Origin of the sequence: Cellulomonas fimi (assembly GCF_012952065.1) — a bacterium.
In the GTDB taxonomy this organism is placed as follows: domain Bacteria; phylum Actinomycetota; class Actinomycetes; order Actinomycetales; family Cellulomonadaceae; genus Pengzhenrongella; species Pengzhenrongella fimi_A.
Genome location: NZ_JABCJJ010000001.1, coordinates 289,914 through 311,429 on the forward strand (window position 1 = coordinate 289,914; position 21,516 = coordinate 311,429).

A 21,516-nucleotide genomic window follows, 5' to 3' on the forward strand; every position below is an offset into this window, starting at 1 on the left:
ACACTGGTCCCGTGGGACACGTCGACGTCAGCGGGGTCAGCTACTTCCTCCCGGACGGGAGGCCGTTGCTCGACGAGGTGGACCTCCGCGTCGGCGACGGCGCCAAGGTCGCGCTGGTCGGGCCGAACGGCGCCGGGAAGACGACGCTCCTCCAGATCGTGGCGGGCGACCTGCACCCGCACGGCGGCACGGTCGCGCGCAGCGGCGGGCTCGCGGTCATGCGGCAGCTCGTCGGGCGGATCGGCGACGACCGCTCGATCCGCGAGCTCCTCGCCTCCCTCGCGCCGGCGGCGATCCGGGACGCCGCGACCGAGCTCGCCGCCTCCGAGCTCGGGATCATGGAGGTCGACGACGAGCCCGCGCAGCTGCGGTACGCGACCGCGCTCGTCGACTGGGCCGACGTCGGCGGGTACGAGGCCGAGGCCGGGTGGGACCAGGTCACGGACAGCGTGCTGTCGATCCCGTTCGAGAAGGCCCAGTTCCGCGAGGTCCGCACGCTCTCGGGCGGCGAGCAGAAGCGGCTCGTGCTCGAGGCGCTGCTGCGCGGGCCCGAGGAGGTGCTCCTGCTCGACGAGCCGGACAACTACCTCGACGTCCCCACCAAGCGCTGGCTCGAGACCCAGCTCGCGGCGTCGGCCAAGACCGTGCTCTACGTGAGCCATGACCGCGAGCTGCTCGCCCGCACCGCGACCCAGGTCGCGAGCGTCGAGCCGACGGCGGCCGGCTCGACGATCTGGGTGCACGGCGGCGGGTTCGCGAGCTTCCCGCAGGCGCGCGAGGACCGGCGCTCGCGGCTCGACGAGCTGCTGCGGCGCTGGGACGAGGAGCACGCCAAGCTCAAGGAGCTCGTCTTCACGCTCAAGAACAAGGCGGCGTTCAACGACGGGCTCGCGTCGCGGTACCAGGCCGCCCAGACGCGGCTGCGCAAGTTCGAGGAGGCGGGCCCGCCGCAGGTCATGGCCCGCGAGCAGGCCGTGCGCGTGCGGCTCCGCGGCGGGCGCACCGCCAAGCGCGCCGTCGTGGCGACGCAGCTCGAGCTGACCGGCCTGATGAAGCCGTTCGACCTCGAGGTGTGGCTCGGCGAGCGCGTCGCCGTGCTGGGCTCGAACGGGTCGGGCAAGTCGCACTTCCTGCGGCTGCTGGCGGCGGGCGGCAGCGACCCGGACCGCGAGCACGCGCCCGTGGACGACGCCGAGATCACCCCCGTGGCCCACTCCGGCCGCGTGGTGCTGGGCTCGCGCGTGCGGCCCGGCTGGTTCGCGCAGAACCACCTGCACCCCGAGCTCGCCGGCCGCACCCTGCTCGAGATCCTGCACCGCGGCGACGCGCACCGGTCGGGGATGGGCCGGGAGCCCGCGAGCAAGGCGCTCGACCGCTACGAGCTGGTGGCCGCCGCCGAGCAGCCGTACGACACCCTCTCGGGCGGGCAGCAGGCGCGGTTCCAGATCCTGCTGCTGGAGCTGTCCGGCGCGACGCTCCTGCTGCTCGACGAGCCCACCGACAACCTCGACCTGCACTCGGCCGAGGCGCTCGAGCGCGGGCTGCTCGCGTTCGAGGGCACGGTCCTGGCGGTGACGCACGACCGCTGGTTCGCGCGCGGCTTCGACCGGTTCCTCGTGTTCGGCGCGGACGGCGAGGTCGTCGAGACGCCCGAGGCGGTCTGGGACGCGGGCCGCGTGCGCCGGGCGCGCTGACCGTCGTAGGCACACGCAGGCACGGGGCTCGTTTTGACCCTTCCGGGCGGCTGCGGCTACCCTGATGTGTCGTTGTGCGTCCCGTGGTGGACCGGCGTGCCCGCTCGCCGGGCCCGCGTGGGTCCTGTCGGGGATGCGCACGCAGCACTCAATCGGCGCTCCCGCCCTATGCGGGCGCGCCGGAGGACCACATTCAGCTACACGAAACGAAGGCTCAGACCGTGCGCACGTACACCCCGAAGCCCGGCGACGTCGAGCGGACCTGGTACGTCATCGACGCGACCGATGTCGTCCTTGGCCGTCTCGCCACCCACGTGGCCACGCTGCTGCGCGGCAAGCACAAGGCGACGTTCGCGCCGCACGTCGACAACGGCGACTTCGTCATCGTGATCAACGCCGACAAGGTCGCGCTCACCGGCAACAAGCGCGAGGCCAAGCTCGCCTACCGTCACTCGGGCTACCCGGGCGGTCTGCGTGCGACCCCGTACTCCGAGCTCCTCGCGAAGCACCCGGAGCGTGCGGTGGAGAAGGCCGTCCGCGGCATGCTCCCCAAGAACTCGCTCTCGCGCGGCCAGCTCAGCAAGCTCAAGGTCTACACGGGCGCCGAGCACCCGCACAGCGCGCAGAAGCCGCAGGCGTTCACCATCACCCAGGTTGCGCAGTAGGCCTCGGCCCGCTGCGAGCAGTCACGACACAGGACAAGAGGACACCACCAGTGGCCGAGACCACCGTCGACATCGACGTTGAGGGCGACGAGACGCCCAGCAGCTACACCTCCGAGAGCGCGGCCCCCACGGGCCGCGGCCAGAGCCTGACCGCGCCCGGCGCGGCGCTCGGCCGTCGCAAGGAGGCCATCGCCCGCGTGCGCCTGGTGCCCGGCACCGGCACGTGGAAGATCAACGGCCGCGCCCTCGAGGAGTACTTCCCGAACAAGGTGCACCAGCAGCTCGTCAACTCGCCGCTCACGCTCGTCGACGTCGAGGGCCGCTTCGACATCGTCGCGCGCATCACCGGTGGCGGCGTCTCGGGCCAGGCCGGCGCGCTGCGTCTCGCGATCGCCCGCGCGCTCAACGTGATCGACGCCGAGCACAACCGTCCGGCGCTCAAGAAGGCCGGCTACCTGACCCGCGACGCGCGCGTCGTCGAGCGCAAGAAGGCCGGGCTGAAGAAGGCCCGCAAGGCTCCGCAGTACTCGAAGCGCTGATCACCTCGCGCCTGCCGATGGCCCCGATGGTCGCTCCATCGGGGCCATCGGCGTCTCGGCCCGCACGCACGGCCGCGCGCGCACGGCCGCGCACGCACGAGCACGCACGCACGACAAAGGGATGAGCTCATGGGACGACTCTTCGGCACTGACGGGGTACGCGGGCTCGCCAACCGGGACCTCACGGCCGAGCTGGCGCTCGACCTCGCGGTCGCTGCGGCGCACGTGCTCGGCTCGACCGGCGCGTTCGGCGACCACCGCCCCCGCGCCGTCATCGGGCGCGACCCGCGGGCCTCGGGCGAGTTCCTCTCGGCGGCCACGGCGGCGGGCCTGGCGAGCGCCGGCGTCGACGTCGTCAACGTCGGCGTGCTGCCGACCCCGGCCATCGCGTTCCTCACCGGCAAGCTCGGTGCCGACCTCGGCGTCGTCATCTCCGCGTCGCACAACCCGATGCCCGACAACGGGATCAAGTTCTTCACGCGCGGGGGGCTCAAGCTCGACGACTCGATCGAGGACGCCATCGAGGCGCGCCGCGGCGAGCCGTGGGACCGGCCGACGGGTGCGGGCGTCGGGCGCATCACGATCGACAGCGGGCACGCGGGGACGGAGTACGTCGAGCACCTCGTGAGCACGATCGGCACGCCGCTCGACGGGCTCCGCATCGCCGTCGACTGCGCCAACGGCGCCGCGAGCGAGGCCGGGCCCCAGGCGTTGCGTGCGGCCGGCGCCGACGTCGTCGTCATCAACGCCTCGCCCGACGGTCGCAACATCAACGAGCTGTGCGGCTCGACGCACCCCGAGCAGCTCCAGGCCGTCACGGTCGCCTCGGGGGCCGACCTCGGCGTCGCGTTCGACGGCGACGCCGACCGGTGCCTCGCGGTCGACCACACCGGGGCGCTCGTGGACGGCGACCAGATCATGGGTGTGCTCGCGATCGCGCTGCGCGAGGCGGGCGCCCTCGAGGCGGACACGCTGGTCGCGACCGTGATGAGCAACCTCGGGCTGCGCCTGGCGATGGAGCAGGCCGGCATCCGCGTCGTGGAGACCGGCGTCGGCGACCGGTACGTGCTCGAGGAGATGCGCAACGGCGGGTACTCGCTCGGTGGCGAGCAGTCGGGTCACGTGATCATGGGCGCGCACTCGACGACCGGCGACGGGATCCTGACCGCGCTGCACCTCGCCTCCCGGGTGGCCGCGACGAAGGAGCCGCTCCAGCAGCTCGCGCGCGCCGTGCGCCGGCTGCCGCAGGTGCTCGTCAACGTCCCCGGGGTGGACAAGGCCCGGTCGGCGACGGACGAGGGCCTCCTGGCCGCGGTGGCGGCGGCGGAGGCGCAGCTCGGGGACACCGGGCGGGTGCTCCTGCGCTCGTCGGGCACCGAGCCGCTCGTGCGGGTGATGGTCGAGGCCGCGAGCCTCGCCCAGGCCGAGAAGGTCGCGGACGAGCTCGCCGACGTGGTGCGCGAGCGACTCGCGCTGTGACCGCTCCGGTCGTCCGGGGTGAGCCGCCCCAGGACGCGCTCCCGACGCTCGCCGAGCTCGTCGACCGGGTGCTCGCCGGCCCGGACCCGGCGCCGATCGTCCAGCCCGGCCACCCGGTGCTGCGGCGGCCTGCGCTCCGCTACGACGGGCAGCTCGCGGACGCGACGTTCAGCGCGCTGGTCGAGCTCATGCGGCGCACGATGCACGCGGCGCCGGGCGTCGGGCTCGCCGCGCCCCAGATCGGGATCCCGCTCGCGCTCGCGGTGGTCGAGGACCCCGGGGCGCTGGACGCGGAGCTCGCCGCGGTACGCGAGCGACCCCGCCTGCCGTTCCGTGTGCTGGTCAACCCGTCGTACGAGGCGGTCGGGCCGGCGCGCGTGTCGTTCTACGAGGGCTGCCTGAGCGTCCGCGGGTGGCAGGCCGTCGTGGCGCGTCCGCGCACGATCCGCCTCACGGGCGAGGACGAGACGGGCCGCACGCTCGACGAGGTGCTGGTCGGCTGGCCAGCCCGGATCGTCCAGCACGAGACCGACCACCTCCACGGGACGCTGTACGTGGACCGGGCGGAGCCGCGGTCGCTCGCCACGGCGGACGGCGTGGGTGGGTCGCTCGCGGGCGAGCCGACGCCGACGACGGCGGCGCGCCTCCTGGGCTTCGACCTCGCGTGAGCGAGCCCGTGAGGTGGACGACCTCGGTATCACCGAACCTGCACCCGATCTCCTCCCGCGGAGGGATGACGGTGCCGGTCCGGGCGCGCGATGATCGACCGGTCGGGTGCGGTCAGCCGGACCGGACCTGTACAGATCGGGGTCGACACCAGGGACAACCCTGATGCCGGCTCCGGGACGCGGGACCTACTGTCGGGTCACCGGGCCCGTCAGGACCCGATCGACCGCCGACAGCGATCGCCGCCAGCCGTGCGGACCGCCCTGGACCTGGAGCTGATGACACGTGGAGCTGGTGCAGGAGTGGGTCCTGGCGCTCGGCGCGTCACCCCTCGTCTACGTGGCGCTGTACCTGTTCGCCACGATCGACGGCTTCTTCCCGCCGATCCCGAGCGAGTCGGTCGTCATCGCGCTCGCCTCGCTCGCCGTCTCCACGGGCGCACCCAACATCGCGCTGGTGGGCGTGGCAGCCGCGTGCGGAGCGTTCACCGGTGACCAGATCGCGTACCAGATCGGGCGGCGCGTGGACGTGCGTCGCCTGCGCGTCCTGCGCGGGCGCCGGGGCCAGCGCTCGCTCGACTGGGCGGAGCGCACGCTGGAGCGACGTGGCCCGTCCTTCATCCTCGCGGCGCGGTACGTGCCGGTCGGCCGGGTGGCGGTCAACATGACCGCCGGCGCGGTCGGGTACTCCCGTCGGCGGTTCGTCGGCCTCACGGCGATCGCTGCGGTGACGTGGGCGATCTACTCGGCGGCGATCGGCGTCGGGGCGGGCGCGTGGCTCGCGGACTACCCGCTGCTCGCGATCGTGGTCGGGGTCACCGGCGGCGTCCTCATCGGCCTGGTCGTCGACTGGGTGCTCACCCGCTGGCACGACCGCCGTGAGCGTCGCAACGGCTCGGGGCCGCCGGCGCCCGGCGTCGCGGGGACTGCACGCCACGGCGCGCCGGGAAGCGCGCAGGACTCGCACGCCGGCGAGGCGGTGCGGGCGACGGTCCCGGTCGCGTACGGCGCCGGCGGCTGAGCCGCGACGGCGCCGGCGGCTGAGCCACGACGTCACCGGCGGCCGGCCCTCAGAGCTTGCGCAGCCGCATCCGCTGGACCGAGTGGTCGGAACCCTTCGTCAGCACGAGCGTCGCCCGGCTGCGCGTCGGCAGGATGTTCTCGACCAGGTTGGGCGCGTTGATGGCGTCCCAGATCTCCTCGGCGCGCGTCCGCGCGTCCTCGTCGGAGAGCGACGCGAACCGGCGGAAGTACGACTCGGGGCGTGCGAACGCCGTCGAGCGCAGGGACAGGAACCGGTCGACGTACCACTGCCGGACGACCGACGTGCGCGCGTCGACGTAGATCGAGAAGTCGAAGAAGTCGCTCACCGCGAGGTCCGACGTGCCGAGCGGTGTCGGCCGGGCCGGCTGCAGCACGTTGAGCCCCTCGACGATCAGCACGTCGGGCCGCCGGACCACCACCTCGCGCCCGGGCACGATGTCGTAGGTCAGGTGGTCGTACACCGGCGCGCGGACCTCGTCGTACCCCGCCTTCACCTTGGCGAGGAACCGGATGAGGCCGCGCCGGTCGTAGGACTCGGGAAACCCCTTGCGCTCCATGAGACCCCGGCGCGTCAGCTCGGCGTTCGGGTAGAGGAACCCGTCCGTCGTGAGGAGCTCGACGCGCGGGGTGTCGGGCCATCGCGCGAGCAGCTCGCGCAGCAGCCGGGCGGTCGTGGACTTGCCGACCGCGACCGACCCGGCGACGCCGATGACGTAGGGCGTGCCGCCCGCGTCCTCCCGCAGGAAGGTCGTGGACGCCTCGTGCAGCCCACGGGTCGCGGCCACGTAGAGGTTGAGCAGCCGGGACAGGGGCCGGTAGACGGCGTCGACCTCCGCGAGGTCGATCGGGTCGCCGAGACCGCGCAGGCGCTCGACGTCGGCGTCGGTCAGCGGGAGCGGCGTCGACCCCGACAACCGCGTCCACGCATCCCGGTTCAGCTCGACGTACGGAGTGGCCGGCGTCAGCTCAGCGGTCGTTGCCACCCGGCGATTGTGCCTGATCGCGCCGGGGCGGCGTGACGCTGGAGGGCCGTAGACTCCCGCGCATGTGCGGAATCGTCGGGTACGTGGGTGCCCAGCAGGCCAGTGACCGACCGCTCGACGTGGTCATGGACGGCCTGCGACGGCTCGAGTACCGCGGCTACGACTCCGCCGGGGTCGCGCTCGTCGCCGACGGCGCGGGCGTGCTCGCGACGGCCAAGAAGGCCGGCAAGCTCGCGAACCTCGTGGAGGAGCTGGACCTCAACCCGCTGCCCGCAGCGACCGCGGCGATCGGGCACACGCGCTGGGCGACGCACGGTGCGCCGAACGACGTCAACGCGCACCCTCACGTGGCGGGCAAGGTCGCGGTGATCCACAACGGGATCGTCGAGAACTTCGCGTCCCTCAAGGCCGAGCTGCTCGCCGAGGGGGTCGAGTTCCGCTCCGAGACCGACACCGAGGTCACGGCGCACCTGCTGGCCCGTGCGTACGCGGACACCGGTGACCTGACGGCGGCGATGGCCGCCGTCGCGCGCCGCCTGCACGGCACCTTCACGCTCCTCGCGGTCCACGCCGACCAGCCCGACGTCGTCGTCGGCGCGCGGCACGACTCCCCGCTCGTCGTCGGCCTCGGGGACGGCGAGAACTTCCTCGGCAGCGACGTCGCCGCCTTCATCGCCCACACCCGCGAGGCCCTCGAGCTCGGCCAGGACCAGGTCGTCACCATCACGCCCGACGGCGCGGCCGTCACCGACTTCTTCGGCGCCCCCGCCGAGGCCCACCGGTACACCGTGGACTGGGACGCGGCCGCTGCCGAGAAGGGCGGCTTCGCGTCCTTCATGGACAAGGAGATCCACGACCAGCCGCACGCCGTCGCGGACACGCTGCTCGGCCGGACCGACGCCGCCGGGCGGCTCGTGCTCGACGACCTCCGGATCGACGAGTCGGTGCTGCGCTCGGTCGACAAGATCGTCGTGATCGCGTGCGGGACGGCGGCGTACGCGGGCCACGTCGCCAAGTACGCCATCGAGCACTGGTGCCGGATCCCCGTCGAGGTCGAGCTCGCGCACGAGTTCCGCTACCGCGACCCCGTCGTGGGCCCGCGCACGCTGGTCGTCGCCATCTCGCAGTCGGGCGAGACCATGGACACGCTCATGGCGGTCCGCCACGCGCGCGAGCAGGGCGCCAAGGTGCTCGCGATCTGCAACACGCACGGCTCGACCATCCCGCGCGAGTCCGACGCGGTGCTCTACACGCACGCCGGACCCGAGATCGCCGTCGCGTCGACCAAGGCGTTCCTGTCCCAGATCACCGCGACCTACCTGCTCGGGCTGTACCTCGCCCAGCTGCGCGGCAACAAGTTCCCCGACGAGATCCGGGACATCCTCGAGCAGCTGCGCCAGATGCCCGACAAGATCCAGCAGGTGCTCGACCGGGCCGACCACGTGCGCGCGACCGCGCGCGACATGGCGGGCACGTCGTCGGTGCTGTTCCTGGGCCGGCACGTCGGCTTCCCGGTCGCGCTCGAGGGCGCGCTCAAGCTCAAGGAGCTCGCGTACATCCACGCCGAGGGCTTCGCGGCCGGCGAGCTCAAGCACGGCCCGATCGCGCTGATCGAGGAGGGGCAGGCGGTCTTCGTCGTCGTGCCCTCGCCGCGCGGGCGCGACTCGCTGCACTCGAAGGTCATCTCGAACATCCAGGAGATCCGGGCGCGCGGTGCGCGCACGCTGGTCATCGCCGAGGACGGGGACGACGACGTGCTGCCGTACGCCGACGAGGTGTTCTTCGTCCCGCAGTGCCCGACGCTCCTCTCGCCGCTGCTCGCCACCGTGCCGCTCCAGGTCTTCGCGTGCGAGCTCGCGACGGCGCGCGGGCTCGACGTCGACCAGCCGCGCAACCTCGCGAAGTCGGTCACCGTCGAGTGATCGTCGGCGTCGGGATCGACGTGGTCGACGTCGCGCGGTTCATGGCGACGCTCGAGCGGACGCCCGCGCTGCGTGAGCGGCTGTTCACGCCCGACGAGCGCGACCTGCCGCCGTCCTCGCTCGCCGCCCGGTTCGCCGCGAAGGAGGCGATCGCGAAGGCGCTCGGCGCGCCGTCGGGCATGAGCTGGCAGGACGCGACCGTCCGGCGGGCCGTCGGGGAGCAGCCGGTCGTCGAGGTCGTCGGGACGGTCGCGGCCCGCGCGGCCGAGCTGGGCGTGGACCGCTTCCACCTGTCGCTCTCGCACGACGCCGGGATCGCGTCCGCGGTGGTCGTCGCCGAACGCGACTGACAGCGCCCGTCGCACGTCGGCTCGGTGCACGGCGTCGTCGCTCGGGTCCGCGCCGGAGTGTGCGCGACGAGGCATGCCGACGCTGCCCTCGACATGCCGGTTGCTCGTTGGCTTCCTAGGCTGAGTTGCCCCCTTCTGGCAGTCGACGCACAGGAGCGATCATGAGAGAGACAGTCAAGCTGGTGGCCGCGGTGGTCACCGGATCGGTGCTGACCGCGGGGATCCTCACGGTGCCGCAGCTCGCCACCGACCGCAGTCCACAGGAGCGCGGTCCACGGTCGGCGCCGGTCGTGCCGGTCACCCCAGACGTGCCGGACCTGGCCTCCGAGCTGGACGGCAACACCCGCAGGTTCGAGGTGACGGCGCGGGAGTTCACTCAGCAGCTCGCGACGTTCCCGTACCAGACGGCACAGGTCTGGGGCTACGACGACGACCTCTCGGAGGCCGGTCCCAGCACACCCGGCCCCACCGCCATCGTGTACGAGGGTGAGCAGGTGGAGTTCACCGTCAACAACGACCTTGCCGAACCCACGACCGTGCACTTCCACGGCCTGCACGCCCCCAACGACGCCGACGGCGTCGCAGGCATCAGCCAGCCGGAGCCGATCCAGCCCGGAGAGAGCTATACGTACCGGTTCACACCCGGCCACACGGGCAACTTCGCCTACCACTCCCACACCAGCGACGCCGTCCAGGAGCTCAAGGGCCTCGACGGGTCGTTCCAGGTCCTGCCCCGGCAGGTACGGGGCAAGGAGCGAGTCGACCAGGACTTCGTCTTCACGCTGCAGAGCTGGTCCCTGCAGGGAGAGGGCCAGCCTGTCGAGCCCTTCCCGGAGGATGCGGGAGACTTCAACTTCCAGACCATCAACGGCAAGACCCTCGACGCCGCGTCCGAGCTCCCCGTGCGCGTGGGGGACAAGATCCGGGCCCGCGTGTACAACGCCAGCCAGCAGGTCCACGCCATGCACCTGCATGGCGTCGACATGACGATCGTGTCCAAGAACGGTCATCCGCAACCGGCGCAGACGGTGACCACCTTCAACATCTCCCCCGGCGACTTCGTCGAGGTGGAGTTCAGCTTCGACAAGCCGGGCAAGTGGATCTTCCACTGCCACTTCCCGCACCACACCAGCAACGCGATGCAGGACGGACCGAACGGGTCGCCGGTCGGGATGGGGCGCGTCTTCGTCGCCAGCTGACGTGGTCGTGGGGGTGGGCCCGGCGGCGGCGGCGCATCAGGCCGAGGCTGCCAGGCCCACCCCGTCAGCGGTGCGAGGGCGTGGCGTCAGCGAACAGTGTCCGACGGGTGCCCGGCCCGGTCCGCCCGGCCCGGGTCCGCCCGGTCCGGTCCGCCCGGTCCTGTCGGGGGCGTCACCCGTACAGAGCCGGGGCGACCTCGCGCTCGAAGAGCTCGATGCTGCCCGGGTCGTAGGCCGCGTCGGCGAAGTAGGTGATCGCGTACCCGAGGCCGAGGCCCTCCAGGTGCTGGAGCCGCTCGACCAGCTGCTCGGGAGTTCCCGTCAGGTACCCGCCGCGGAGCTCCTCGGCCGTCTTGTCGGCCCGCTCGGGGATGACGCCGCGGTAGTGCTCGCGCACCCACTCGAGCTTGTGGTCGACGTCGGCCTCGCTCGCGCCGACGACCACGTTGAAGTTCGCCGAGCGCGTGATCTCCCCGAAGTCCCGCCCCACGCCGCGGCAGTGCTCCTCGAGGATCCCCGACTTGTGCACGAACTCCTCGGGGGACCCGAAGAAGTTCGTGTACCGCGCGTGCTGGGCCGCGATGCGCAGCGTCTTCTTCTCACCCCCGCCGGCGATCCACAGCGGGATGCCGCCCTCCTGGAGCGGCTGGGGGTACCCGAGCGCGCCGTCCACCTGGTAGTGCTCGCCGTCGAGCGTCGCGGTGCCGGTCTCCCACAGCCGGCGCATGATCTGGACGCCCTCGTCCAGCCGGGCGATGCGCTCCCCGGCACGCGGGAAGCCGTAGCCGTACGCACGCCACTCGTGCTCGTACCAGCCGGCGCCGATCCCCATCTCGACGCGGCCGCCCGAGACGACGTCGACCGTCGAGGCCACCTTCGCGAGGTAGGCCGGGTTCCGGTACGACATGCAGGTGCACATCTGACCCAGCCGGACGCGGTCGGTGGACGCCGCGAGCGCGGCCATGAGGGCCCAGGCCTCGTGCGTCGCCTCCTGCGTCGGCTCCGGGGTCGTGTGGAAGTGGTCGTACACCCAGAGCGACTCCCAGACGGTGCCGCCGTCGGCGTGCTCGGCGAGGCGACGCATGACCGGCCACTGGTCGCGGGGGTCGATGCCGACGAGGTCGAGCCGCCAGCCCTGGGGGATGAAGAGTCCGAAGCGCATCCCCGCAACGTACCCGCGGCACCTGCGGGCGGCATGATGGGCGCGTGATCCTCGGGTACACCGCGGCGCAGGTGCGCGCCGCCGAGCAGCCGCTCCTCGAATCCGGGCCGGCGGGCGCACTGATGGAGCGCGCCGCGTTCGCGCTCGCGGTGCGCGTCGGCCGGCTGCTGCGGGAGCGGCGCGGGCGGGTCCGGGGATCGGCGGTCGTCCTGCTCGTGGGCCCGGGGAACAACGGCGGCGACGCCCTGCACGCCGGCGCCGAGCTCGCGCGCCGCGGTGCGCGCGTGCTCGCGGTGCTCACGTCGACCCGCGCGCACGACGCCGGCCTCGCCGCCCTCGTGGCGGCCGGCGGCCGGGTCGTCACGGTGGTGGGCGAGGACGGTGTCCCGCCCGCCGGAGCCGGAGGCGCGGAGCCGGTCTGGCTCGGTGACGCGATCGCCGAGGCGAGCGCGTGCGACGTCGTGCTCGACGGCCTCCTCGGCATCGGCGCGCGGGGCGGCCTGCGGGGTGAGGCGGCCGAGCTGGTGCTGCTGCTCGCGGAGCTCCTGGCCGACGACGCCCCGGGCGGTCCCGCCGTCGTCGCGGTGGACACGCCGAGCGGCGTCGGGGTCGACGACGGCGCGGTGGCCGGGCCGCTGCTGCCGGCCGACCTCACCGTGACGTTCGGCGCCGCCAAGGCCGGGCTGCTGCTGCCGCCGGCGAGCGGCGTCGTCGGGCAGGTCGAGGTGGTCGATCTCGGGCTCGACCTCGTGGGCCGGACCCCGGCCGTCGCGCGGCTCGAGCGGGACGACGTCGCGGCGCTCTGGCCCGTGCCCGGGGCGAGCGCGCAGAAGTACTCGCGCGGCGTGCTCGGCGTGGTCGCCGGGACCGCCGCGTACCCGGGTGCCGGGGTGCTCACGGTGAGCGGCGCGGTGCGCGGCGGGGCGGGGATGGTCAGGTACCTCGGGCCGCCCGGGGTCACGGCGGCCGTGCTGTCCGCGCGGCCCGAGGTCGTCGCGGGGGAGGGGCGCGTCCAGGCGTGGGCGCTCGGGCCGGGGGTCGACCCGCACGACCGGGTGCAGGCCGACCGGGTCCGCGACGTGCTCGGCGAGGCCCTCGTCCAGGGCCTGCCCGTCGTGGTCGACGCCGGCGGTCTGTCGCTGCTGCCCGGTCGCGTGCCGCCGTGGGTGGTGCTCACGCCGCACGCGGGCGAGCTCGCGGACCTCGTCTCGGTCCGGACGGACGAGGAGGTCGGGCGGGCCGCGGTCGAGGCCGAGCCGCTGCGCTGGGCCCGCCGAGCGCGCGAGCTGACGGGCGCGACCGTGCTGCTCAAGGGCCCGACGACGGTCGTGGTCGGGGTGCACGACGCCGTGTACGCGCAGGCGGACGGGCCCGCGTGGCTCGCGACGGCCGGGTCGGGCGACGTGCTCACGGGGCTGCTCGGGGCGCTGCTCGCGGGGCGGGCCGCCGACGTCCTCGAGGACCCGACCCTGGCCGCCGCGCTCGCCGCGGCGGCCGCGCTGGTCCACGGCCGGGCGGCCGAGCGCGCCCAGCCCGGCGGGCCGGTGTCGGCGCTCGCGGTTGCGGACGCGTTGCCTGCCGAGGTTGCGGCGGTGCTCGACGGCCGTGGTGCGCGCTGACTGCGAGACTGTGCCGCCTGCGAGACTGTGCCGCCTGAGAGACTGCGCCGCCTGAGAGACTGTGCCGCCTGAGAGACTGTGCCGCCTGAGAGACTGTGACCCGTGAGCTCGTACCCCGCGCGCGCCGTCGTCGACCTGGCGGCCCTTGCTTCGAACGTCCGGGCGCTGGCCGCGCACGCCCCGACGGCCCAGGTCATGGCCGTCGTCAAGGCCGACGGCTACGGCCACGGCCTGCTGCCGGCGGCGCGCGCGGCGCTCGCGGGCGGGGCCACCTGGCTCGGCGCCGCGCAGGCCGACGAGGCGCTGGCGCTGCGCGCGGCCGGCATCGGCGGCCGCGTCCTCACCTGGCTGTACGCACCGGGCGCGCCGCTGCGGCAGCTCGTCGAGGCGGACGTCGACGTCTCGGTCGCCGCGCCCTGGGCGCTCGACGCGGTCGTCGCGGCGGCGCGCGAGTCGGGCCGGACGGCGCGCGTCCACCTCAAGGTCGACACGGGGCTGGGCCGCAACGGCATGCTGCCGTCCGTCTACCGCGACGTGCTCGACGCGGCGCTGCGCGCCCAGGCGGAGGGGGCGATCGCCGTCGTCGGCGTGTGGTCGCACCTCGCGTTCGCCGACGAGCCCCAGCACCCGACCGTCGTCGAGCAGGCGCAGGTCTTCGCCGACGCGGTCGCGCACGCCGAGCAGCGCGGCGCGGCGCTCGAGGTGCGCCACCTCGCGAACTCGGCCGCGACCCTGACGAACCCGACGGTGCACTACGACCTCGTGCGCCTCGGGATCGCGGTGTACGGGCTCTCACCCGTGCCTCGGCTGGGCGGACCCGAGGCGTTCGGCCTGGTCCCGGTGATGACGCTCGAGGCCGAGCTCGCGACGGTCAAGGAGGTGCCCGCGGGGTTCTGCGTCTCGTACGCGCACGCCTACACGACGACCGAGCCGACGATGCTCGGCGTCGTGCCGCTGGGGTACGCCGACGGCATCCCGCGGCATGCCTCCGGGGCGCTCCCCGAGCACCCGGGCGGCCCGATCCAGGTCGGCGGGCGACGCCTCGCGGTGGCCGGCCGGGTGTGCATGGACCAGGTCGTGGTCGACCTCGGCCCGGGCGCGCGCGAGGTGGCCGGCGACCGGGTCGAGCTGTTCGGCACCGGGGCCGAGGGTGGCCCGACCGCCGAGGACTGGGCCCGCGCGGCCGGCACCATCTCGTACGAGATCGTGACCCGCGTGGGCGCCCGGGTACCCCGTGTCTACATACCCACCACCCCACCCGCAGCGTCCGCACTCCGTGGTGCCGGGGAACCACGGAGTGCGGACGTCACGGGTGGGGAGGGGCGCGGATGAGCGGCGCGGCGGAGGTCGAGGTGCGGGTCGAGCTGCCCGACGCCGAGGCGATGCGCGCATACGGCCGCGCGCTCGCGGCGGTGCTGCGCACGGGCGACCTCGTGCTGCTCAGCGGGAACCTCGGGGCAGGCAAGACCACCCTGACGCAGGGGATCGGCGCGGGGCTCGACGTGCGCGGGCAGGTCGCATCGCCCACGTTCATCATCGCCCGCGTGCACCCGCCGCTCGGGGGCGGTCCCGCGCTGGTGCACGTCGACGCGTACCGGCTCGGCTCGCTCGAGGAGGTCGACGCCCTCGACCTCGACGCGAGCCTCGACGAGTCCGTGACCGTGGTGGAGTGGGGCGAGGGGCTCGTCGAGACCCTCGCGCAGGACCGGCTCGAGGTGCGGATCGAGCGGCCGCACGGCGACCTGGGCGGCGACCTGGGCGACGCCGTGCTCGACGCCGAGGTCGGCACGCGGACGGTCACCGTCCGGGGTCTCGGGGCGCGCTGGGTGGGGGTCGACCTCCCCGCCGTAGGCTGAGCGCCGTGCCCGTCCTCGCGCTCGACACGTCCGCCGCGGTCGCGGTCGCCCTGGTCGCCGACGACGGCGACGTCCCCGCCGCCCGTGCGGCGCCCGCCGGTGAGGGGGCGCCCGCGGGCCGCCGTGTCCTCGCCGCCCGCGTCGCGCACGAGCAGCGCCGGCACGCCGAGCTGCTCGCCCCGATGGTCGTCGACGTGCTCGCCGAGGCCAGCATCGCGCGCGGCGACCTCACGGGGGTCGTGGCCGGCACGGGTCCCGCCCCGTTCACGGGCCTGCGCGTCGGCCTCGTGACCGCTCGTGCCCTCGCCCTCGCGCTCGATCTCCCGCTCCACGGCGTCTGCAGCCTCGACGCGCGCGCCGCGCAGGCGGTCGACCGGCTCACGGTCGAGCCGGGGGCCGAGGTGCTGGTGGTGACGGACGCGCGTCGACGCGAGGTCTACTGGGCGCGGTACCGCGCGACCGGCCAGGCGGACCCGGTCGAGCTCGTGGCCGGTCCGGGTGTCGCCACCCCCGCGCAGGTCGTCGCGGACGGGCTCGCGGAGGGCGCCGTCGTCGTCGGGCCTGGTGCGGTGCTGTACGCCGAGGTCCTGCCGCCGAGCGACGACGCCCCGGTGCAGCTCGACCCGGCGGTGCTCGCGCGACTCGCCCTCGCGCGCGCCGCGCGAGGTGTGCCGCTGCCGACCGAGCCGCTCTACCTGCGGCGGCCCGACGTGATGCCACCCGCCGAGCGCAAGCGCGCGCTCGGATGAGCGGGACGGGGGCAGAGCCGGCGTCGTCCGTCGCGATCCGTCCGCTCCTCCCCACGGACCTCCGGGTGGTCGAGGTCCTCGAGGTCGAGCTGTTCGGCGCGGGCGCGTGGTCGCGCGCGATGCTGACCGAGGAGCTCGACGGACCCGGCCGCTGGTACGTCGCGGCGACGCTCGACGGCGAGCTGGTGGGGTACGCCGGGCTGTGGTTCGACGGCGACGACGCGCAGGTGATGACGATCGGTGTCGAGGGTGCGCAGCAGGGCCGCGGGATCGGCGGCGTGCTGCTCGACGCGCTCGTCGAGCGCGCGCGGGGGCTCGGGGCGCGCTCGCTGCTCCTGGAGGTGCGGGTCGACAACGAGCCCGCGCTCGGGCTGTACGAGCGGTTCGGCTTCACGCGCCTGGGTCGGCGGCGCGGGTACTACCAGCCGGAGAACACGGACGCCTGGACGATGCGACGGGAGCTGCACGCGTGAGCGCGAGAGAGGCCGTGCTGGTCGAGGCGACGGAGGTCGCGGCCCTGCTGGCCGCGGGCGAGCCGGTCGTGCTGCTCGACGTGCGCTGGTCGCTCGGCCGGGCGGACGGTCGTGCGCGGCACGCGGCCGGTCACGTCCCCGGCGGGGTCTACGTCGACCTCGAGACCGAGCTCGCCGGGCCGCCCAGCCCTGCGGAGGGGCGGCACCCCCTGCCCTCGCTCGAGCGGCTCGGGACGGCCGCTCGCCGCTGGGGCCTGCGCGACGGCGTCCCGGTCGTGGCGTACGACGACGTGGGCGGCACCTCGGCCGCGCGGGCGTGGTGGCTGCTGCGCTGGGCGGGGGTCGAGGACGTGCGCCTGCTCGACGGCGGGCTCGCGGCCTGGGTCGACGCCGGCGGCAGGCTCGAGACCGGTGACGTGGAGCCGGAGCCGGGGGACGTCACCCTCACGAGCGGCGCCGGGGCGACCCTCGACGCCGACTCGGCCGCCCGGCTCGCCGCCGACCCCGCGGCCGTGCTCCTGGACGCCCGGGCCGCCGAGCGCTACCGCGGCGAGGTCGAGCCCGTGGACCCGCGCGCCGGCCACATCGCCGGCGCCGTGAGCGCTCCGACGGCGGGCAACCTCGACGAGCGGGGGCGGTTCCTCGCCGACGACGGGCTGCGGGCCAGGTTCGCGGCGCTCGGCGTCCGGGCAGGCACCCCGATCGGGGTCTACTGCGGCTCGGGGGTCACCGCGGCGCACGAGGTCGCCGCGCTGGCGGCGATCGGCGTCGACGCCGCGCTGTACCCCGGCTCGTGGTCGCAGTGGTCCGCGGACCCGGCCCGCGACGTCGTCGTCGGGCCGGGCCCGGGGTGAGCGTGCGCGTCGGGCGGTGAGCGACTCAGACGCTGAGCGACTCAGACGCTGAGTGACTCGGGCGCTGAGCGACTCAGACGCTGAGCGACGCCTGCGCGAGCTCGAGCCGCGGCGCGCGGGGACGCACGGACTCGGGGCCCGCGGGCGTCCCGACGTTGACGACCATGAGGGACTTCCAGCCCGTGCCGGCGAGGAGGTCGGCGTCGATCGCGTCGGTGTCGCCGGCGCCCATGGGTCCCGCGTGCAGCCCGACCGCCCGCAGGGCGACGATCAGGTAGCCGACCTGGATGAGCGCCGACATCCGCGCCATGGACTCGCGCATCGCGGCGTCGGGGAACATCGCGCGGGCGTTCTCCAGGTGCGGCGCGAGCACGTCGAGGTGCTCGTGGAAGTTCGTGTCCGCGGCGGCGACGATCGTCAGCGGCGCGGCGAGGACGCGCGAGCGGTTGCCCTCCGGCATGTGGGCCGCGAGCCGGGCGCGCGCCTCGGGGGTGCGGACGAGGAGCAGGCGCAGGGGCACCGTGTTCATCGCCGTCGGACCCCAGCGCAGGAGCTCGTAGGCCGCGCGGACCTGCTCGTCGCTCACGTCGGTGTCGGTGAAGGTGTTCACCGTGCGTGCCTCGCGGAAGAGGAGGTCGGCCACGTCGGGGCCGACGGCGAGGCCGTCCGCGGGGAAGTCGAGGTCGCTGAGGGTGTCGGTGCGCGTGGTCATGTCCGTGTGAACGCTCAACCATCCGCGCCGATGCCCGACGCACGGTGTGACGTGCGGCACGGCCTGCCGCCCGCCCTCGTCCACCGTTGCCAGGACCCGTTCGGGTGACGTTCGCCGCAGCCCCCTCCCCAGCAGGCGCGTCACGACCCCCGCACTACCCTGGAGGTCATGTCTGCGCCCCTCGTCCTCGGCATCGAGACCTCGTGCGACGAGACCGGAGTCGCGCTCGCCCGGGGCGAGGAGCTGCTGGTCGACGCGGTCGCGAGCTCGATGGACGAGCACGCCCGGTACGGCGGGATCATCCCCGAGGTGGCCTCGCGGGCCCACCTCGAGGCGATGGTGCCGACGATCCGCCGCGCGCTCGCCGAGGCGGACGTCGACCTGGGCGAGGTCGACGCGATCGCGGTGACCGCCGGGCCTGGCCTGGTCGGACCGTTGACGATCGGGGCGGCCGCGGCCAAGGCGCTCGCGGTGGGGCTCGGCGTCCCTCTCTACGGCGTCAACCACGTCATCGGGCACGCGGCCGTCGACGAGCTGGTGCACGGGCCGTTCCCCGACCGCGTGATGGCGCTCGTGGTCTCGGGCGGCCACTCGTCACTGCTGATGGTCGACGACATCGTCACGGGCGTGACCGAGCTCGGCTCGACGCTCGACGACGCCGCGGGTGAGGCGTTCGACAAGGTCGGTCGCCTGCTGGGCCTGCCCTACCCCGGCGGCCCGCACATCGACCGCCTGGCGCGCGAGGGCGACCGGGAGGCGATCCGCTTCCCGCGGGGGCTCACCGCACCCAAGGACCAGGCGAAGCACGCGTACGACTTCTCGTTCTCGGGACTCAAGACGGCGGTCGCGCGCTGGGTCGAGGCGCGGCAGGACGCGGGGCAGGAGATCCCGGTGGCCGACGTCGCCGCCTCCTTCGCGTACTCGGTCGCCGACGTGCTGACGGCCAAGACGATCGCCGCGTGCCGACGGCACGGCGTCGAGACGCTCGTGATCGGCGGCGGGTTCTCCGCGAACTCGCAGCTGCGGGACCTCGCTGCCGAGCGGTGCGCCGAGGCCGGGATCGAGCTGCGCATCCCGCCGATCCGCTACTGCACCGACAACGGCGCGATGATCGCGGCCGTCGGGGCGGCGGCCGTGCGACGCGGGCTCGCGCCGTCGGACCTCGACCTCGCCGTCGACTCCTCGATGCCGCTGACCCTGGTGACGGTGTGACCGGCGCGCACGCCCGGGCTGGGGTGCGACGTCGACCCCGGACGGGGCTGGGCCTGGTCGCCACGGCCTGCACGACGGCGCTCGCGGCCGGCCTGACGGCGTTCGCCCTGGGCACCGGGTCGAACCCGCCCGCGTCGTCGACGATCGCGCAGGAGAGCCGTGCCGACGCGCAGGTGCGTGCGCGGCCCGTCGAGACGCCCGACGTGGACGCGCCGCTCGGGTGGGGTCCGTGGGAGTCCGACCTCGAAACCGCGCGCGCGTACGTCGAGCAGCTGTCGCTGCCGGAGGTCGCCGGGCAGGTCATCGTCGCGCGCTATTACGGCGACGACCCCGCGGTCCCGGCCGCGCTGGTGTCCGAGCTGTACGTCGCGGGGGTGCTCCTCAACGACGCGAGCGCGACGTCGGCCGACCTGGTCCGGGTCACCGCCGAGGGCGTCCAGGCCGCGGCTCAGGCAGGCGGACGCCCGTGGCCGGCCGTCGTCGCCGTCGACCACGAGGGCGGTCGCGTCGCCGCGCTGCGGGGGCTCGTGACCGACGTGCCGGCGTTCGCCCGGTACGGCAAGGACGGCGACAGCGCCGCGACGCGCGCCGACTTCGAGCGGCTCGGTGCCGAGCTGCGGGCCCTCGGGGTGACGCTCGACTTCGCGCCGGTCGCGGACGTCGTCGCCCCGGGTGCGGACCCGGTGATCGGCGACCGAGCGGCCTCGGACGACCCGGCGGTGGCGGCGACCGCGGCGGTCGACGCATCGGCCGGGCTGCTCGCCGGCGGCACGCTGCCGACCGTCAAGCACTTCCCGGGGCACGGCTCGGTGACCGGCGACAGCCATGTCGAGCTGCCGGAGCTGACCGCGACCGTCCCCGAGCTCGAGGCGCGCGACCTCATCCCGTTCCGCGCGGCGGTCGAGGCGCAGGTGCCGATGGTGATGCTCGGCCACCTCGACGTGACGACGCTCGACCCGGGCGTCCCCGCGACGCTCTCGCCCGCGGCCTACGACCTGCTGCGCGACGACCTCGGGTTCGAGGGCGTCGCGGTGACCGACTCGATGGGCATGGGGGCGATCACGACGACCGTCGGCACCGGCGAGGCGGAGGTCCGGGCGCTGCTCGCGGGCGCGGACATGATCCTGATGCCGGCAGACACCCGGGTCGCGCACACGGCGATCGTCGCCGCGGTGGAGTCCGGTCGGCTGCCGCGCGAGCGCCTCGACGAGGCGGCGGCCCGCATCGGCGCGCTCCAGCTCTGGTGGGCGCGGGGTCTACCACGCTGACGGGGCGCCGGCTGGCGCACCGGGTGTCCAGATCGGGGTTCTCCGGCGGGCACCTGCTGTCCGGATCTGCCGATGAGCCTCGCCCAGGATGGCGGGGTGAAGGCCCCGCGAATGCACCCCGCATGCGCTACGACCGGGCCCGCACCACCCTCGACCGGCACCCGACTGCATCCTCGCGGCCTACATGACTTCGGGCACCCAACGGTGACGAACCCCTGCGGGCCCCGCCTTGCCAGGAGCGCAACTTGACGCCACAATTGTGTGCATGACCGTCGAGCCCCTCCGCGAGGTCCGGAACCATTTCAGCGAGGTCATCGACCGTGTCGAGCAGGAGCACGAGCGGGTGACAGTGACGCGCAACGGGCGCCCGGTCGCCATCATCTTGAGCCCGGAGGACCTCGACGAGCTCGAGGAGACGTTGTCAGTCCTGAGCGATCCACAAGCGCTGGCGGACATTCGCGAGGCCGACGGGGCATACGTGGCCGGTGACGTCGTTCGCGGGGTCGAGGCCGTTCGCGGACTTCGCGCGTGAGCGACGCTCCCTACGAGCTCATCCTCACCCCGCCGGCCGTCCGAGCCGTCAAGTCCGCACTTCCCCGCGCCGTAGCGGAAGCGGTCATTGAATTCGTCACCGGAGCGCTGGTCGACAACCCGCACCGCGTCGGCAGGCAGTTGCGCGGCGACCTCGCCGGGATCCACTCGGCTCGGCGCGGCACCTACCGAGTGCTCTACCGGATCAACGAGACACAGCGCGAAGTCGTCGTCCTCCGCATCGACCACCGACGAGACGTCTACCGACCAGGATGACCGCACATGCCGATGTGCGCGCGTCCCGCCGCCGGCGTACGCGCATCACCATGCCTGATCGTGTCTCGAGGAAAGCCGGAGGGCGGGTTAGGTCTTCGCCCTCGAAGTAGGTACGCGCACGCCGTCGGACGCGCCTTAGCCTCGATCCACCGATGGGCCGTGGCTCGCTCGTTGATCTGGGCCGGGACGGCGGTGGTGGTTCTCGGGTGTGTGGTGTTCGCCGGTCTGCCCGGCTTTTCCACTGATGGTCCTTGGTCGTAGGCG

The 21,516-nt window shown here is 74.1% G+C and carries 22 protein-coding genes; 19 read left to right on the plus strand and 3 right to left on the minus strand.

Translation table 11 applies throughout. The features are described from left to right. The first annotated feature begins 11 nt into the window (after window positions 1–11). The 6 genes from HIR71_RS01485 to HIR71_RS01510 all read left to right on the plus strand — a co-directional run bounded on the left by HIR71_RS01485 (window position 12) and on the right by HIR71_RS01510 (window position 6,063). A complete protein-coding gene (locus HIR71_RS01485; protein ID WP_169322811.1) occupies window positions 12–1,694 on the plus strand; it encodes an ABC-F family ATP-binding cassette domain-containing protein in 1,683 nt (560 codons plus the stop codon). 221 nt (window positions 1,695–1,915) lie between these two features. Continuing rightward, window positions 1,916–2,359: a 50S ribosomal protein L13 gene (rplM, locus tag HIR71_RS01490; protein WP_169322812.1), complete on the plus strand. Its 444-nt coding sequence runs from the start codon at window positions 1,916–1,918 to the stop codon at window positions 2,357–2,359. Window positions 2,360–2,409: 50 nt separating this feature from the next. Next, a complete protein-coding gene (gene rpsI / locus HIR71_RS01495; RefSeq protein WP_169322813.1) occupies window positions 2,410–2,898 on the plus strand; it encodes a 30S ribosomal protein S9 in 489 nt (162 codons plus the stop codon). A 129-nt stretch (window positions 2,899–3,027) separates the two neighbouring features. Next, complete coding sequence (gene glmM / locus HIR71_RS01500) at window positions 3,028–4,377, plus strand: phosphoglucosamine mutase (RefSeq protein WP_169322814.1); 1,350 nt, start codon at window positions 3,028–3,030, stop codon at window positions 4,375–4,377. Continuing rightward, complete coding sequence (locus tag HIR71_RS01505; protein WP_169322815.1) at window positions 4,374–5,045, plus strand: peptide deformylase; 672 nt, start codon at window positions 4,374–4,376, stop codon at window positions 5,043–5,045. Before glmM ends, HIR71_RS01505 begins: the two co-directional genes overlap by 4 nt. Before the next feature lie 283 nt (window positions 5,046–5,328). Next, window positions 5,329–6,063, plus strand: coding sequence for a DedA family protein (locus HIR71_RS01510; RefSeq protein ID WP_311836010.1), 735 nt, complete (start codon window positions 5,329–5,331; stop codon window positions 6,061–6,063). A 49-nt stretch (window positions 6,064–6,112) separates the two neighbouring features. Here the strand turns inward: HIR71_RS01510 and coaA are convergent, their stop codons facing one another. After that, window positions 6,113–7,069: a type I pantothenate kinase gene (gene coaA, locus HIR71_RS01515; RefSeq protein WP_311836011.1), complete on the minus strand. Its 957-nt coding sequence runs from the start codon at window positions 7,067–7,069 to the stop codon at window positions 6,113–6,115. A gap of 62 nt (window positions 7,070–7,131) precedes the next feature. Between coaA and glmS the strand changes: the two genes are divergently transcribed. From glmS to HIR71_RS16325, 3 genes are all read left to right on the plus strand, one after another. Further along, window positions 7,132–8,991 (plus strand): glutamine--fructose-6-phosphate transaminase (isomerizing), encoded by a 1,860-nt coding sequence (gene glmS, locus HIR71_RS01520; RefSeq protein ID WP_169322816.1) that lies wholly within the window; start codon window positions 7,132–7,134, stop codon window positions 8,989–8,991. Continuing rightward, window positions 8,988–9,341 (plus strand): holo-ACP synthase, encoded by a 354-nt coding sequence (locus HIR71_RS01525; protein WP_169322817.1) that lies wholly within the window; start codon window positions 8,988–8,990, stop codon window positions 9,339–9,341. The genes glmS and HIR71_RS01525 overlap by 4 nt, the downstream gene beginning before the upstream one ends. Window positions 9,342–9,502: 161 nt before the next feature. After that, window positions 9,503–10,540: a multicopper oxidase family protein gene (locus HIR71_RS16325; RefSeq protein ID WP_211373611.1), complete on the plus strand. Its 1,038-nt coding sequence runs from the start codon at window positions 9,503–9,505 to the stop codon at window positions 10,538–10,540. Window positions 10,541–10,712: 172 nt separating this feature from the next. On the opposite strand, the gene HIR71_RS01540 is transcribed toward HIR71_RS16325, so the two are convergent. Continuing rightward, window positions 10,713–11,702 carry an LLM class F420-dependent oxidoreductase gene (locus HIR71_RS01540; RefSeq protein WP_169322818.1) on the minus strand — a complete coding sequence of 330 codons (990 nt, stop codon included), beginning with the start codon at window positions 11,700–11,702 and terminating at the stop codon, window positions 10,713–10,715. 44 nt (window positions 11,703–11,746) lie between these two features. Between HIR71_RS01540 and HIR71_RS01545 the strand changes: the two genes are divergently transcribed. From HIR71_RS01545 to HIR71_RS01570, 6 genes are all read left to right on the plus strand, one after another. Continuing rightward, window positions 11,747–13,321, plus strand: coding sequence for a bifunctional ADP-dependent NAD(P)H-hydrate dehydratase/NAD(P)H-hydrate epimerase (locus tag HIR71_RS01545; protein ID WP_169322819.1), 1,575 nt, complete (start codon window positions 11,747–11,749; stop codon window positions 13,319–13,321). Between the two features lie 102 nt (window positions 13,322–13,423). Then, window positions 13,424–14,653 (plus strand): alanine racemase, encoded by a 1,230-nt coding sequence (gene alr, locus HIR71_RS01550; RefSeq protein WP_169322820.1) that lies wholly within the window; start codon window positions 13,424–13,426, stop codon window positions 14,651–14,653. Continuing rightward, window positions 14,650–15,177 (plus strand): tRNA (adenosine(37)-N6)-threonylcarbamoyltransferase complex ATPase subunit type 1 TsaE, encoded by a 528-nt coding sequence (gene tsaE, locus HIR71_RS01555; RefSeq protein ID WP_169322821.1) that lies wholly within the window; start codon window positions 14,650–14,652, stop codon window positions 15,175–15,177. The genes alr and tsaE overlap by 4 nt, the downstream gene beginning before the upstream one ends. A 5-nt stretch (window positions 15,178–15,182) precedes the next feature. After that, a complete protein-coding gene (gene tsaB / locus HIR71_RS01560) occupies window positions 15,183–15,926 on the plus strand; it encodes a tRNA (adenosine(37)-N6)-threonylcarbamoyltransferase complex dimerization subunit type 1 TsaB (protein WP_169322822.1) in 744 nt (247 codons plus the stop codon). Continuing rightward, window positions 15,923–16,399, plus strand: a complete 477-nt coding sequence (gene rimI, locus HIR71_RS01565) for a ribosomal protein S18-alanine N-acetyltransferase (protein ID WP_169322823.1) — start codon at window positions 15,923–15,925, stop codon at window positions 16,397–16,399. Before tsaB ends, rimI begins: the two co-directional genes overlap by 4 nt. Then, window positions 16,396–17,253 (plus strand): sulfurtransferase, encoded by an 858-nt coding sequence (locus HIR71_RS01570; protein WP_311836012.1) that lies wholly within the window; start codon window positions 16,396–16,398, stop codon window positions 17,251–17,253. The genes rimI and HIR71_RS01570 overlap by 4 nt, the downstream gene beginning before the upstream one ends. 73 nt (window positions 17,254–17,326) lie before the next feature. Here HIR71_RS01570 and HIR71_RS01575 read toward each other — a convergent pair whose 3' ends face one another. Further along, the gene (locus tag HIR71_RS01575) at window positions 17,327–17,965 is read right to left on the minus strand and encodes a malonic semialdehyde reductase (RefSeq protein ID WP_169322824.1); all 639 of its coding nucleotides are present in this window, start codon (window positions 17,963–17,965) and stop codon (window positions 17,327–17,329) included. Window positions 17,966–18,133: 168 nt separating this feature from the next. Here HIR71_RS01575 and tsaD point away from each other — a divergent pair, with 168 nt between their 5' ends. From tsaD to HIR71_RS16590, 4 genes are all read left to right on the plus strand, one after another. Continuing rightward, the gene (gene tsaD, locus HIR71_RS01580; protein WP_169322825.1) at window positions 18,134–19,177 is read left to right on the plus strand and encodes a tRNA (adenosine(37)-N6)-threonylcarbamoyltransferase complex transferase subunit TsaD; all 1,044 of its coding nucleotides are present in this window, start codon (window positions 18,134–18,136) and stop codon (window positions 19,175–19,177) included. Further along, on the plus strand, window positions 19,174–20,445 hold the full coding sequence (locus tag HIR71_RS01585) for a glycoside hydrolase family 3 N-terminal domain-containing protein (RefSeq protein WP_211373612.1): 1,272 nt from the start codon (window positions 19,174–19,176) through the stop codon (window positions 20,443–20,445). Before tsaD ends, HIR71_RS01585 begins: the two co-directional genes overlap by 4 nt. 265 nt (window positions 20,446–20,710) lie before the next feature. After that, entirely contained in the window at window positions 20,711–20,977 is a 267-nt protein-coding gene (locus HIR71_RS01590) for a type II toxin-antitoxin system Phd/YefM family antitoxin (protein WP_169322827.1), read from the plus strand. Next, complete coding sequence (locus HIR71_RS16590; protein WP_169322828.1) at window positions 20,974–21,252, plus strand: type II toxin-antitoxin system RelE family toxin; 279 nt, start codon at window positions 20,974–20,976, stop codon at window positions 21,250–21,252. The genes HIR71_RS01590 and HIR71_RS16590 overlap by 4 nt, the downstream gene beginning before the upstream one ends. Window positions 21,253–21,516 lie beyond the last annotated feature (264 nt).